This is a genomic window from Salinirubellus salinus (assembly GCF_025231485.1).
GTDB lineage: Archaea > Halobacteriota > Halobacteria > Halobacteriales > Haloarculaceae > Salinirubellus > Salinirubellus salinus.
In genome coordinates, this window is the sequence record NZ_CP104003.1 from 815,005 (window position 1) to 827,784 (window position 12,780).

At 67.8% G+C, this 12,780-nt stretch carries 12 protein-coding genes and 1 pseudogene; 5 read left to right on the plus strand and 8 right to left on the minus strand.

Translation table 11 applies throughout. The features are described 5' to 3' along the window. Nucleotides 1-174: 174 nt before the first annotated feature. Complete coding sequence (locus tag N0B31_RS04545) at nucleotides 175-3,003, minus strand: DNA-directed DNA polymerase (RefSeq protein ID WP_260594656.1); 2,829 nt, start codon at nucleotides 3,001-3,003, stop codon at nucleotides 175-177. Between the two features lie 160 nt (nucleotides 3,004-3,163). Between N0B31_RS04545 and N0B31_RS04550 the strand changes: the two genes are divergently transcribed. From N0B31_RS04550 to N0B31_RS04560, 3 genes are all read left to right on the plus strand, one after another. Then, nucleotides 3,164-3,322 (plus strand): DUF7331 family protein, encoded by a 159-nt coding sequence (locus N0B31_RS04550; RefSeq protein WP_260594657.1) that lies wholly within the window; start codon nucleotides 3,164-3,166, stop codon nucleotides 3,320-3,322. A gap of 63 nt (nucleotides 3,323-3,385) precedes the next feature. Continuing rightward, nucleotides 3,386-3,754, plus strand: a complete 369-nt coding sequence (locus N0B31_RS04555) for a DUF7322 domain-containing protein (protein WP_260594658.1) — start codon at nucleotides 3,386-3,388, stop codon at nucleotides 3,752-3,754. Nucleotides 3,755-3,757: 3 nt separating this feature from the next. Next, nucleotides 3,758-4,189, plus strand: coding sequence for a DUF7346 family protein (locus N0B31_RS04560; protein WP_260594659.1), 432 nt, complete (start codon nucleotides 3,758-3,760; stop codon nucleotides 4,187-4,189). Between the two features lie 15 nt (nucleotides 4,190-4,204). On the opposite strand, the gene N0B31_RS04565 is transcribed toward N0B31_RS04560, so the two are convergent. From N0B31_RS04565 to N0B31_RS04580, 4 genes are all read right to left on the minus strand, one after another. Further along, entirely contained in the window at nucleotides 4,205-4,360 is a 156-nt protein-coding gene (locus N0B31_RS04565; protein WP_260594660.1) for a hypothetical protein, read from the minus strand. A 38-nt stretch (nucleotides 4,361-4,398) separates the two neighbouring features. Beyond that, nucleotides 4,399-7,089: a DNA double-strand break repair ATPase Rad50 gene (gene rad50, locus N0B31_RS04570; RefSeq protein WP_260594661.1), complete on the minus strand. Its 2,691-nt coding sequence runs from the start codon at nucleotides 7,087-7,089 to the stop codon at nucleotides 4,399-4,401. Then, nucleotides 7,086-8,498, minus strand: a complete 1,413-nt coding sequence (gene mre11 / locus N0B31_RS04575; protein ID WP_260594662.1) for a DNA double-strand break repair protein Mre11 — start codon at nucleotides 8,496-8,498, stop codon at nucleotides 7,086-7,088. The genes rad50 and mre11 overlap by 4 nt, the downstream gene beginning before the upstream one ends. Before the next feature lie 71 nt (nucleotides 8,499-8,569). Continuing rightward, nucleotides 8,570-8,830 carry a helix-turn-helix domain-containing protein gene (locus tag N0B31_RS04580; protein ID WP_260594663.1) on the minus strand — a complete coding sequence of 87 codons (261 nt, stop codon included), beginning with the start codon at nucleotides 8,828-8,830 and terminating at the stop codon, nucleotides 8,570-8,572. A gap of 178 nt (nucleotides 8,831-9,008) precedes the next feature. Here N0B31_RS04580 and pan1 point away from each other — a divergent pair, with 178 nt between their 5' ends. After that, nucleotides 9,009-10,226, plus strand: a complete 1,218-nt coding sequence (gene pan1 / locus N0B31_RS04585; protein WP_260594664.1) for a proteasome-activating nucleotidase Pan1 — start codon at nucleotides 9,009-9,011, stop codon at nucleotides 10,224-10,226. Between the two features lie 30 nt (nucleotides 10,227-10,256). Here the strand turns inward: pan1 and N0B31_RS04590 are convergent, their stop codons facing one another. Continuing rightward, a complete protein-coding gene (locus N0B31_RS04590; RefSeq protein ID WP_260594665.1) occupies nucleotides 10,257-11,858 on the minus strand; it encodes a long-chain-fatty-acid--CoA ligase in 1,602 nt (533 codons plus the stop codon). Between the two features lie 136 nt (nucleotides 11,859-11,994). Here N0B31_RS04590 and N0B31_RS04595 point away from each other — a divergent pair, with 136 nt between their 5' ends. Further along, nucleotides 11,995-12,276: a DNA-directed RNA polymerase subunit L gene (locus tag N0B31_RS04595; protein ID WP_260594666.1), complete on the plus strand. Its 282-nt coding sequence runs from the start codon at nucleotides 11,995-11,997 to the stop codon at nucleotides 12,274-12,276. An 18-nt stretch (nucleotides 12,277-12,294) separates the two neighbouring features. Here the strand turns inward: N0B31_RS04595 and N0B31_RS04600 are convergent, their stop codons facing one another. Together N0B31_RS04600 and N0B31_RS22720 are read right to left on the minus strand one after the other, a co-directional pair. Next, the gene (locus N0B31_RS04600) at nucleotides 12,295-12,552 is read right to left on the minus strand and encodes a hypothetical protein (RefSeq protein WP_260594667.1); all 258 of its coding nucleotides are present in this window, start codon (nucleotides 12,550-12,552) and stop codon (nucleotides 12,295-12,297) included. A gap of 4 nt (nucleotides 12,553-12,556) precedes the next feature. Then, nucleotides 12,557-12,649: pseudogene (locus N0B31_RS22720) on the minus strand (hypothetical protein); the annotation flags it as partial. Nucleotides 12,650-12,780 lie beyond the last annotated feature (131 nt).

Sequence of the window (12,780 nt, forward strand, 5' to 3'; positions counted from 1 at the left end):
AAGGGCTTGCGTGGTGAGAGTTGGTGACACGATCGTGGTGGCGTGCGGGTCACGGTCCGGAGGCGGTGCTGATGCGGACGAGCGTAGCTACCCGCTGCGAGGTGCGAAGCGCCGAGCAGCGCCTTTTTCACCCATGTTGTTGCGCGAGCGAACCCGAGCGCAAGAAGATGGGTCCTACATGAAGGACCCGAGCCCCGTCTGCTCCTGTCCGCTCTTGACCTCCTCCCACGACACGTCCAGCGCCTCCAGGATTCGCTCGATGGGGCCTCGCAGCGTCCGGTCGAGCATCTTGTCCCAGTCCACCTCGAACTCCTCGGGGATCTGGTCGGCGAACTCGAAGCAGATGACGTCCTGTTCGCGCTTGAACTCGCCGTAGAGCGCGTCCTCGGCGGGGTCGAGACCGAGTTCCGACTCGACGCGCTGGAAGAAGTCGTCGTGGACGCGCTCGAGGTAGAGCCGTTTCGGTTTCGAGCCACGGCCGAAGTTGGTGCCGAGGAGCTCGTTCGCGTACTTCGCGCCCCGGACCTGCGCGGTGTCCGTGTCGTAGTCGTCGAGTCGCTTGCCGATGCCGCCCGGGATGCCGATGCGTTCGAGGTCCACGTTCCCCCGCTGGAACTCCTCGATGACGTCGTGGACGTACGTCTTCACCTCGTCCAGGTCCGTGCCGGTCACGACCATCTCGATGACCTCCTTCTGGACCTCCTTGGTGATGGGCGCGATGTCCGAGCGCTTGTACTCGAACCCGGTGATGTCGATGTCGTCGACGTCCTTGCCCTCCTTCCAGACGATGTGTCCGGCGTAGCGTTTCTTCTTGCCCGCTTGGAAGAACCGCCGGTAGAGCTTCTCGAACTCGATCTGGAAGCGGTGCTCCTCGGCGTTCATGCTCGCCGCGAGGTCGGCGTAGGAGGCGTTGATGTTCTCCTCGAGTTGGAACGACTGCTCGATAGCTTCTGACACCGAGAGTTCTTGTCCGAATTCTATCATGACGCTGTCGGTGTCACCATACGCCACCTCGTGGCCCAGTTCCTGCACGCTCTGCTCGGTGAACGAGATGACCTCTCGACCCGTCGCCGTCACCGCGGCGCCCATGTCCTTGTCGTAGAGGCGGAACCGGTCCCAGCCGAGCACGCCGTACAGCGAGTTCATGATGACCTTCACGGCGGCCTGCTGGCTGTCGTAGGTCGCGTACGCCTCGCTCCCGGGCTCGTGCTCGTCCCGGAGCGCCTTCTTGTTCTCGCGCTCTTCCAGCAGGTTGGTGACCATCTCGCGGATGATGCCGTCCGGTTCCTTCCGGAAGTGCATCCCGTTGGGTGCGACGTAGGTGTCGCCGTCGTAGGCGTCGGGGTCGTCGACGTACGTCTCGGGCGAGAGGTTCAGCGTCACCATGCACATCGGGTACAGCGACTTGAGGTCGAGCACGGAGACGTTCTCGCGGACGCCCGTGATGGGGTCGAAGACGGCCCCGCCCTCGTAGTCCTCGCTCTCGACGGCCCCCTTCGACGGGAGCGCGAAGTCGCCGTGGACCTCGTGGAGGATGTAGAGGTCCACCGCGTCGCCGGGTGTGGTCGCGTCCTCGAGCTTGCAGCCCACGAACGAGGCCACCTCCTCCCAGAAGGGGATGACCTCCTGCCGACGGTCGATCTCGACACACAGCTCCACGTCACGGAGGTTGTACTCCAGCAGGCGCTCGGGGTCCTGCTCCCACAGGTCGCCGATGTCGCCCGTGTAGCGTTCCTTGCCGACGCCGAGTTCGGTCTCGCCGACCGCGTCCAGCCGGTAGGACTCCAGTTCGGTGAACTGTCGGCGCTTGTAGGCGTAGAGCAGGTCGAACACCACGCGCCCTTTCACGTTCGGGCCACCCCACCCGGAGTCCCACACCTCGTCCACGCGAGACAGGTGGTCGGACTGGAGCACGTCCGAATCGACCGCGCCGTCGTCGACCAGTCGGTCGATGCGGTCGATGAGGTACGGCATGTCGAAGTCCTCGAAGTTCCAGCCCGTCAGTACGTCGGGGTCCGTCTCCCGGAGGTACTCGACGAAGGCGTGGAGCATCTCGCCCTCGTCGTCGAACGCCTCGACGCGGACGTCGAGCTCGTCCTCGCCGATGGGGTCGTACCCGGAGAGGTCGTCCGGTCCCGCCACGCCGTCGGGTGCGGTGTAGAGCCAGACGACGTACTCGTCGTCGTAGGAGTCGTGCGAGGTGAGACAGACGATGGGCTCCTCGCCGTCCTCGGGGAACCCCGAGCGGTCGTCCACCTCGATGTCGAACGTGTTCACGCGGGGGCTGACCTGCAGGTCGACGGGCGCGATCTCGGTGTGGTGGACCCGGAGCGCCTCCCCGGAGCCCTCGCGAGCCGGCACCGAGACCCCGCTGTTGATGTCCTTGTCGATGAGCAGGCGGTTCGGGAAGAGGATGTCCGCCTCGTAGTGGTCGAACTGGTCGCGGAGCTGGCCCACGTCTCGCGGGGTCTGACCGAACACCTTCACCAGGTCCTCGTCACGGATGGAGCGGTGGACGACGAGTTCGTCGTCGGCGTGTTCCTCGTCGACCAGGTGACCGTCGGCGCGGAGGTCGCCGTAGGTCTCGACGCCGGTCAGTCGGGCCTCCTCCACGATGCGCGAGTCGGTGAGGTCGTCGGTCGTCACGGGGCCGTCGGTGTCCCCGTGGCCGAGGTCCGCCAGCGGCGTGTAGAAGTACGGCCGGAAGCCGTAGACGCGAGCGTGGACGGGTTCTGGAGTGCCGTCCTCGGCCTCCTCGCGACCGAAGACGTGGAGGACCGGGAACTCGTCGTCCCCGTACCCCTCGACGGTGTAGTCGACCTGCGTGACCGAGAACTCGACACGTTCGTCGGTCGGGGGGAACCGCTCCTCGTCGATGTCGACGAGTTCCGCGTGCTGCCCCCCGTTGCCGGCGACGTGTTCGGCCTCGCCCTCGGGCCGCTCGTCGCCTGCGCCGAAGTCCCCGAACGTGGATTGGGCTTCAGAGTCGCCCCCGTCTGTCATGGAATCGGCTTGGGAGCGACGGCTAAAAACCCCGGTGGTCCGGGCGCAGCCACGGGCGTGCACCGGTGGCTCGCGTCACCATTCACCCCGACGCCCTCCGGCACTTCGCGGATTGACTCGGCCCGAAAGGATATACCGTGTCATGCTGTACCAGAGTGCGATGCCAGACACCACCCCTTCGGACGTCGCATCGGACCCGTCGAGCGAGCAGACGGTCGAGTTCTACGAGACCGAGGAGGGTGTGGTCCTCTACGACGCCGACAACCCACTCGGCTGGATACAGTCCCGCTCGGCGCTGGCGGTCGACGCGATGCGCTGAGCAGTCACCGACGACGCGCCGCTCCCCGAACGGTTTTTGACCACGCCACCCCTCCCAGGAGACGTGAGTCCCTTCGAGGAGGACGAGGACGCCTGGCCGGACGAGCCCAAGGAGTTCGACCCCAATAGTCTGGGCCCCGACATCCCGAAGGCACCCGCTGCCCCGAACCTCGCCGACCGTGACGCCCCCCGCGACGTGGCCAACGCGTTCTGGGCAGCCGTCATCTTCGCGAACGTCGGGTTGCTCGGCGTCTCGCTCGGCCCGATGCTCTGGTACTTCGAGGGGATGGCCCAGTTGGGCGGGGGCATCTTCCTCGTCGGCGTCGTCGCGCTCGGGATGACCTACCGCCGGTACTACGCCTTCATGAACCGCGAGAAGCCCGAGGACGTGGACCACGAGACGGACCGCGAGGACGCCCCCGGTGGCGACTGAGCCGTGCAGGTACTCGAAGACGGCGAGGGGACCCGGTACGTCCTCCTCAAGCGATCCGGCGAAAGTTCGCTCGTTAGAGACGTCGAGACGGGTGAGTCGAGGTACCTCCCGAACGAGGAACTCTCCCAGGTCGAGGGTGCGTCCCCGCTCGAGACGGCCGCGACCGCCGTCCCCGAACCCGCCCGACGGGTCCTCCGTGCGACCCACACCGACCCGGCCCTCGGCCTCCTCCTCGAACTCGACGCTCGTGGCCCCACGCCGGTCCGGGCGCTGCTGGACTACGAGATGTGCGAGTCGGACCTCCACGGCACGCTCGCGGAGTTCCGTGCGGCCGGACTCGTCGAGGAGGCGACCGTCTACGGCGAGCGCGGCTACGCCGTCACGGAGACGGCTCGCGCGGGACTGGCGGTCCTGCGCGGCGACGCGCCGGAGTGACTGCGGCGCGGGTCGTCAGCGCCCCTCGAACTGGAGCTCCCGCTCGGGGTCCTCGGCGACGACCCACCAGTGGACGTCGGCCTTCGGGTGTCGGCGCTCGACGTGGTCCTCCAGCTCGGTCGATTCGTCGAAGTCCTTCCCGCAGAGGTTGCATCGGTGGTGGTGCGCCATGTGTCAACGCATGCGACCGAACGTCATGTCACTGACGGTCAGTCGTCTCCCGTCAACTCCGCGAGTGCCGCCGCGTCGATAGCGCCGCCCTCGTGACCCACGGACGAGCGGTTCGTCGTCGTGTCCTTCTCGACGGTGACGAGGTCGTCGGCCGCCCCGACCAGTTCCTCGTCGTGGCTGACGACGAGAATCTGCTCCACGCCGAACCCGCGCATCGTCTCGACCAGCTCGACGAGCTTCGAGACGTGCCCCGAGTCGAGGAACACGGTCGGCTCGTCGAGGATGAGCGGCGGCATCGGCGTCTCCCCCTCGATGCCCTCGGCCAGCAGGCGGTAGATGGCACACCGCAGCGCGAGGTTGAAGATGGCCCGCTCGCCCCCGGACAACTGTTCTGGGTCCAGCGGCTCCCCGTCCTTCTGGAAGACGGTGAGGTCGTACTCGCCGTCGAGTTCGATGCGGGCGTACGAGTCGTTCTGGTAGAGCAGTTCGAACGTCTCGTTCAGCAGGCTCTCCAGCCGGCGGACGTTCCGCTGGCGTAACTCGGCCCGCAGGTCGGCGTACATCTCCTGCAGTTCGTAGGCCTCGTCGTAGAGCGACTGGAGGCGGTCGACGGTGGCTGACACCTCCTCGTGGCGCTGGTGGAGCGACTCCAGCGTCTCGATGTCGTTGCGGACCCCACCGATGGCATCGCGCAGGTCGATCTCGCGCTCGTGGAGGTCCTCCAGCCGGGCGTCGATCTTCTCGAGGTACTGCTCGGCCCGCTCCTTCTCTCCCCGTGCGTGCTCGACCTGGTCCTCGTCGAACTCGTCGGCCAACTCCCGTCTCTCGGCACGCTTCTCGGCCAGGCGCTCGCGCCGGAGGTCGTTCTGCTCCGTCAGGTTCGCCCGCTGCTCGCGCAATCGCGCGACGGCGTCCTCGTGCTCGGTGATTGCCTCGTTCAGGTCGACCACCCGGTCCAGCCGTTCGAGAGCCTCGTCGACGGTCGACTTCTCGGTGTTCAGGTCGCCGATGGCCGTCTTGACGGTCGCCACCTCCTCGCGTGCCTCGGCCGCCGCCTCGCGCGCTTCCGCTGCCTCGGCCTCGAGGTCGTCGGCCTCCTCACGCAACCGCTCGACGGCCGCCGCCCGCTCCTCGAAGTTGCCCGCCTGTTCGTCCACCAGCGTCCGGAGGTTCTCGAGGTTCGACTCCCGCTGGTCGAGGTCGGCCGCCCGCTCGACCCACTCCTCCGCCCGGCGCAGTCGTTCCTCGAGTTCCGTCACGCGTTCGCGTGCCGCCTCGAGTTCGGCCTCCAGGTCGGCGACGGCCTCGCGGTCGTCGTCGAGCGTCTCCACGTGGGGGGAGTCCTCGACGGGCTGGCCACACTCCGGACACTTGCCCTCCTCGCGGAGTCGTTCGGTCTCCGCGACGGCCTCGCGCTTCGCCGTCAGGGTCGCCTCGAGTTCGGCCACTCGCTCGCGGGCGTCGGTCAGGTCGCTGGCGACGGACTCGCGGTGGTCCTCCACGCCGTCACGGTCGACCGGCGCCTCGTCGAACGCCTCCCGGTTCGTGGCGACCGTCTCCTCGAGCGCCGAGAGCTTCTCGCGACGCTCGCTAAGCTGTTCCCGGTCGCTCTCCAGGTCTCGTTCCCGCTCGTCGGCCTCCTCGCGCTTCGACTGGGCTTCCGCCGTGTGTTCCTCCGCACGTTCCGCGGCTCGCTCCGCGGTCGACGCGTGCTCCTGTTTCTCCAGCAGGCGCTCCTGTATCGACTCTCTGACCTCCTCCAGCCGGCTCTCCAGCTCCTCGCGGCGGGCCTCGAGGGCCGCCGACTCGGGACGGTCCAGCTCCGTCTCCGCCAGCACCGACGCGCGCTCCGAACGGCGCTCCTCGGCCGTCTCGCGGTGCTCGGATATCTCGTCGGCCTTCCGCTCGCGCTCCGCCTCGCGCTTCTCGATGGCCGCCTCGAGGTCCGCGATCTCGGACTCCAGTTCCTCGATGTCGGCCTGTGCCTCGCGGTACTCCTCCAGTACGGTCTCGGCCTGCTGGCGTGTCTCCGCCGCTGGTTCCCGCTTGGTCTCCAGTTGCGCGACCTCGTTCTCGACCTCCTTCAGCTCCGACTCGAGCCCGTTCAGTCGCTGGTACAGCTCCTCGTCCTCCTTCTCGGTGATCTGTGACTCCAGTTCCGAGAGCGCACCCCGCTTGTCGTCCCGGACGTGTTTCACCCCGAGGCGAGCGTTCTTCGCCCGCTCGCGGTACGTCTCCAGTTTCCCCAGTTGCAGGAGGTCGTCGATCATGTCCTGCCGGTCGCCCGGCGAGGCGTTGATGAGCTTGTTGACCTCGCCCTGGCGGACGTACGCGCAGTTGACGAACGCCTCGGAGTCCATCCGGAGGAGCTCCGTCACCCGTGCTCGCACGTCGGTGGCGCCGTCCACCGTCTCGTCTGGCCCTTCCAGCACGCAGGTCGTCGTCTGGGCGCTGTCACCGCGGACCCGGATCTCGCGTTCGACGTGGTAGTCGCGGCCGGCGTGGCTGAACCAGAGCTCGATGCGGGCGTCCTCGGCACCGATGGTGACCACGTCGTCCAGCGTCTTGTCGAGCGCCCGGTGGCCGTAGAGCGCGAAGAAACACGCCTCCAGCAGCGAGGACTTGCCCGACCCGTTCGGGCCGTGGATGACGGTGACCCCCGGTTCGAGCACGAGGTCGGCGTCCGCGTAGCACTTGAAGTGCTCCAGTCTGACCCGGTCGAACCTCACGCGAAGTCACCCCAGTCGGTCTGCCCGTCGTCGGCCGCTCCCGTGGACTCCTCGCCATCGTCGGCGTCCGGTGGGGAACCGGCATCGGCCGTCCCGCCGCCGTCCGTCTCCGTGGCCGCCGCGGCGGGGTCCGGCTCCGGTTCCGGCTCGCCGGCGTCTCCGCCCTCGCCGTCGGCCGCGTCGTCGCCGGCCTCCTCTGCGTCCGCGGCCATCCGCTCGGCCGCCGTGCTCGCGTCGGGACCGCCGCCCGTCTCCGTCGCTGTCTCCGGTGCCGGGTCGAACGCGCCATCGGCCTCACCGTCGCCGTCGAGGAGTGCCTCGACACGGGATTCGACCGTCTCCGCGACCGTCGAGTCGGCCACCTTGCTCGCCCGGACCACCTCGTCCAGTTCGCGCGCGGCGGGCGACAGCCCCATCTCGCGGACCCGCTCGCGCACCGCCTCGTCCGGGTCGGCGAACGACACCTCGACACCGCCCGCGTCGTCGAACTCACGCCGGTCCGTGACGCGGACGACCAGCGCGCCCGCCTCTCGGACCTGCTCTTCGACCTGTGCGGGGGCGACAGGCTCGCCCTCGCCATCGATGGAGACGATGGTGACGGCGTCGGTCAGGTCGTACTCGGCGACGCGCTCGCGGACCCGGTCGACCCCCTCGCCCTCGGAGAGGTCGACGTCGACGAACCGGAACTCGCGGGTGGGGAGCCCGCGGCGGGTGATGGTCACCTCGCCGCCCTCGCCGCCCGCTGCGTCGAACGTGACGATGTTGTACCCACGGTCCTCGCGTTCGTCGGCGCTCGCGCGTTCGGTCGACCCGCAGTAGGTGAGCCAGGTCCCGTCCTCGGCCCGCTTGACGCCGGGCTTGTGGTTGTCGCCGAGCAACATCGCGTCGAGGTCGACGGTCGACTCGGCCAGCACCTCCTCGGCGTCCCAGTCGCCGTAGTCGAACGGCTGGAACAGGCCGTGGGTGACGAGTGCGGCGAACGAGGCGTCGTGGTCGGTGAAGCGGTACTCGAGGTCCGGACGCTTGCTCTTGGGGACGTAGTCGAGACCGTAGAATGCCGTGTCGCCGACCACGACCGGGTCGTCGCCGAGGCGCGTGGCCAGTCCCAGCGAGGCGAACAGGTCGAGCCACTGGGCGTCGCGCTTGACCTCGTGGTTGCCGACGACGGCGAGGAAGGGGATGCCGGCGTCGTCGAGGTCGCGGAGGACCGAGAGTGTCCCGAGGATGTCGACGAGTTCCGGGCGGCGGTCGTGGAAGAGGTCGCCGGCGTGGACGACGGCGTCCACGTCGTCCTCGATGGCGTCGTCGACCACGGCCCCGAACGCGTCGAGGAAGTCCTGTCGTCGCTCGGGGGAGTGGTACTGCTGGTAGCCGAGGTGGGTGTCCCCCGTGTGGATTACCCGCGTCATCTGTCGAAGACTGTGCCGTCACCGACCAAAGGGGTTGTGCGACCGGAGCGGAACTGAACGCGGGCGTGACCTCACTCGCCGGCCAGCGTGTAGACCCGCTTTCGCGCGTCCGTGAACGCCACCCGCGAGTGGACGACGCCGGCGTCCTCCAGTCGCGAGAGCGCGTACCGGACCGTCCGGGCCGGCAGGAGCGTCTCGTCAGCGAGGCCGGTCTGCGTGAGCTGCCCCTCGTGTTCCAGCGCCTTCGCCACCAGTTTCGCGCTCGGGGGCAGGTCGCTGACCGCCCCCCAGTCGACCCGTTCGCCCGTCCGTTCGGGCCTGCTCGTGCTCATCGTGCCCGTCGGTTCGTGATTCGATTGGATAATAGTTTCTATTTATATTATTACTGCAGAGTATCAACTCCCCGAAGCGACCTCGGCCGGCGTCCCACCGGCGTCCGCCGATTTCGGGCGTGCGAGCGGCTGACGCTACCCGAAACCTCTTAACACGTCAAGGCCCTACGGAGTGGCAATGACAGAGTCTGTTGATGACGTCGATATGCCGTACGACGAGGACGCGTCACAACAGGATAAGGTGGAAGCCTTAGAGGAGCGCCTCGAAATCCTGGAGTCGCAGAACGAGGAGATGCGCGACAAGCTCCTCGACGCCAACGCCGAGAACAACAAGTACCAGCAGAAGTTGGAACGGCTCACCCACGAGAACAAGAAGCTCAAGCAGTCCCCGCTGTTCGTCGCCACCGTCCAGGAGATCACGGACGAGGGCGTCGTCATCAAGCAGCACGGGAACAACCAGGAGGCGCTCACCGAGGTCACCGACGAGATGCGCCAGAACCTCGCGCCCGACGACCGGGTCGCAGTCAACAACTCTCTCTCCATCGTCAAGATCCTCGACGACGAGACGGACGTCCGGGCCCGCGTGATGCAGGTCGAGAAGAAACCGGAGGTCTCCTACGCGGACATCGGTGGCATCGACGAGCAGATGGAGGAGGTCCGCGAGACCGTCGAGATGCCGCTCAAGTCCCCCGAGATGTTCGACCAGGTCGGCATCGACCCGCCGAGCGGTGTGCTTCTCTACGGCCCACCGGGCACGGGCAAGACGATGCTGGCCAAGGCCGTCGCCAACCAGACCGACGCCACCTTCATCAAGATGGCCGGCTCCGAACTCGTCCACAAGTTCATCGGTGAGGGCGCGAAGCTCGTCCGTGACCTGTTCGAACTCGCGCGCCAGCACGAACCGGCCGTCATCTTCATCGACGAGATCGACGCCATCGCCTCGAAACGCACCGAGTCAAAGACGAGCGGCGACGCCGAGGTCCAGCGGACGATGATGCAGCTCCTCTCGGAGATGGACGGCTTCGAGGACCGCGGCCAGATCTCCATCATCGCCGCGACGAACCGCTTCGACATGCTCGACCCCGCCATCCTCCGGCCGGGTCGCTTCGACCGCCTCATCGAGGTCCCCAAGCCCGACGAGGACGGGCGCGAGATCATCTTCCGCATCCACACGCGGAACATGAACGTCTCCGACGACGTCTCGTTCGAGGAACTCGCCGAGGAGGCAGACGAGGCCTCCGGTGCGGACATCAAGGCAATCTGCACGGAGGCCGGGATGTTCGCCATCCGCGACGACCGCACCGAGGTCCGGATGGAGGACTTCCGCGCGGCGTGGGAGAAAATCAAGCAGGCCGAGAGCGAGGAGGACGACGAGGTCTCGAAGACGTTCGCCTGAGTCGGTGGTCGGTCGGTCCCCGTCGCCCGTTCAGTCCTCCGCCACCGCCGTCCCCTCCGGGTCCACCTCGTCGCTCCGGAGACGGAACTTCTGCACCTTCCCGCTCGGGTTCTTCGGCAGTTCCTCCACGAAGTAGTAGGCCCGCGGGCGCTTGAAGTCGGCCAGCCGGTCCGTCTCCAGCATGTACGCATCCAGCGTCTCTGCGTCCGCCTCGCCGACGATGTAAGCGACGACGCGCTCGCCCCACTGGTCGTCCGGTTCGCCGACCACCGCGGCCTCCACCACCTCGTCGTGGGCGAACAGCACGTCCTCCACCTCGCTCGGGTAGACGTTCTCCCCGCCGGAGATGATCATGTCGTCCTTCCGGTCGACGACGAACAGGTAGCCGTCCTCGTCCTGGTAGCCGAGGTCACCCGTGTAGTACCAGGTCCGCCCGCCCTGCTCCCGGAGCGACTCGGCGGTGGCCTCTGGTCGGTTCCAGTACTCGCGCATCGTACACGGCCCCGAGATCAGTATCTCGCCGACCTCGCCCTGCTCGACGGTGGCGTCGGGGGCGGCGTCCGGTTCGACGACGCGGATGGAGTGGTTGAGCGCGGCCGTCCCCGCAGAGCCCTGCTTCGAGCGCTGCTCGTCTGGGGACTGGAACGTCCCACACGGGCCGATCTCGGTCATCCCGTAGGCCTGCACGTAGTCCTCACAGAGGTGCTCCATGCAGAGGTCGAGCACGCGCTCCGGCATCGGCGCGGCCCCGTAGAGCCCCAGCCGGAGCGAGGAGACGTCGTGGTCCGTCTCGGCCGCGGTCCGGGCGATGGCGTTCCACGCCGTCGGCGCGGCGAACATCAGGGACACGTCGTGTTCCTCGACGGCCGACAGCGTGGCGACCGGGTCGAACTCGTGTTGAATCACGTTCGTCGCGCCGCGGTGGACCCGCGGGAAGAGGTTGGCGTGGAGCTCCGCGCAGTGGTAGAGCGGCAGGATGGAGAGCCCCACGTCCTCCGCACGGACGTTCATCTCCGCGATGCAGAGGAGGCTGTGTTCGACCATGTCGCGGTGCTCGTGGACCACGCCCTTCGGCCGGCCGGTCGTGCCCGAGGTGTAGATGAACGCGTAGGCGTCGTCCTCGGCGACGGTCACGGCGGGCCGGGCGCTGGACCCGGCTTCGAGGAGGCCGTAGAACTCGTGGGCGTACTCGGGAGTATCGGGGTCGTTCCCCTCGTCGCCGGGGGCTGGGACCCAGAGGTACTCCGAGACGGTCTCGAGGTCAGGTCGCGCGCCCTCGACGGCCTCGCGGGTGGCATCCTCGAAGACCACGACCTCGGCGCCGGCGTCGTTCACGATGAACTCCACCTCGCCGGCCGGGAGGCGGTAGTTGAGCGGGTTGAAGACGGCGCCGAGCTTCGCGCAGGCGTAGACCGTGAGCACCATCTCCGAGCCGTTGTGCAGCATCGTCGAGACCCGGTCGCCCTTCTCCACGCCCAGGTCGGCGAGCGCGTTCGCCAGTCGATTCACCCGTTCGTCGAACTCGCGGTAGGTCCAGCGCTGGTCACGCCGTGGGTAGACGACCGCCTCCCGGTCCGGGTAGCGGTCGACGGTCTGCTCCAGCGTGTCGGCTATCGTGGTTCCCGTTCGCATGGCTCATCGTACCGTCGGGCAAGGCCGCCATAAGCCTGGGGGCGGGCCGGTCGGACGGTGGCCGCACCGGCGAGGTTCGGGAGCGGGACGGACACCGGTTCGCAAGGTTGATACGGCCGATTCCAGTATCCCGTGTATGGACCTACGCGTCATCGCGAACCGCGAGAACGAACTCTCCATCGAGATCGCGGGCGAGGACCACACCTTCATGAACGTGCTGAAGGGCGCGCTCCTCGAGACGGAGGGGGTCGCGGCCGCGACGTACGACATGAACCCCGAACAGTCCGGTGGCCAGACCGACCCCATCCTGACGATCAAGACCGAGGGCGGGGCGAAGCCGCTCGACGCCCTCGAGGCCGCCGCGAAGAACGTCAAGGACAAGACCGTCTCGTTCCGCGAGGCGTTCGAGGCGGCCTGAGCACGCGCTCTTCTCTCTCTACGCGCCCACCCAGAACGAGCCGTGCGCCTCGCACCAGAACCACGACTCGTGGAGGCGGGGCGCGTCGTGACCGCAATCGGGGCAGTCGACGGTATCGGCCTCCGCTCGCGTGCTCGCCTCCATCGCACCGTACACCTCGCGCCACCCGCCGGAGGGTGAGTCACGCTCGCGGGGCATCGGTCCCTCCGCGGCCGTCACACTCCGGACAGCCGTGGCGAAGTCGTGGGTCGGTTCGCTCGCGGCCGCACCGCTCACACCGGAAGTAGTAGTGGTCGAGGCGGCCGTACTGGTCGGTGGCGGCGTGCGGACCCGAGACGTGTGGGCCCGGCCGCTCGCGTGCTGAGGCTCTCATGATCGGTGAGTCGGGTGTGTCCTGCCTGACTCGTGGCGAGCGTCCTAGCCGACCGACGGGCAAAAGGCAGCGCCTACCTCGGTGGAACTGAAATATGGTGAGCGTTCTGTCGTGGCCGCGCGGGCCGTAGC

Coding starts and splice junctions, on each gene's coding strand:
- N0B31_RS04545 (WP_260594656.1), bottom strand. CDS start 3,003: ATGACAGACGGGGGCGACTCTGAAGCCCAATCCACGTTCGGGGACTTC.
- N0B31_RS04550 (WP_260594657.1), top strand. CDS start 3,164: ATGCCAGACACCACCCCTTCGGACGTCGCATCGGACCCGTCGAGCGAG.
- N0B31_RS04565 (WP_260594660.1), bottom strand. CDS start 4,360: ATGGCGCACCACCACCGATGCAACCTCTGCGGGAAGGACTTCGACGAA.
- mre11 (WP_260594662.1), bottom strand. CDS start 8,498: ATGACGCGGGTAATCCACACGGGGGACACCCACCTCGGCTACCAGCAG.
- N0B31_RS04580 (WP_260594663.1), bottom strand. CDS start 8,830: ATGAGCACGAGCAGGCCCGAACGGACGGGCGAACGGGTCGACTGGGGG.
- pan1 (WP_260594664.1), top strand. CDS start 9,009: ATGACAGAGTCTGTTGATGACGTCGATATGCCGTACGACGAGGACGCG.
- N0B31_RS04590 (WP_260594665.1), bottom strand. CDS start 11,858: ATGCGAACGGGAACCACGATAGCCGACACGCTGGAGCAGACCGTCGAC.
- N0B31_RS04595 (WP_260594666.1), top strand. CDS start 11,995: ATGGACCTACGCGTCATCGCGAACCGCGAGAACGAACTCTCCATCGAG.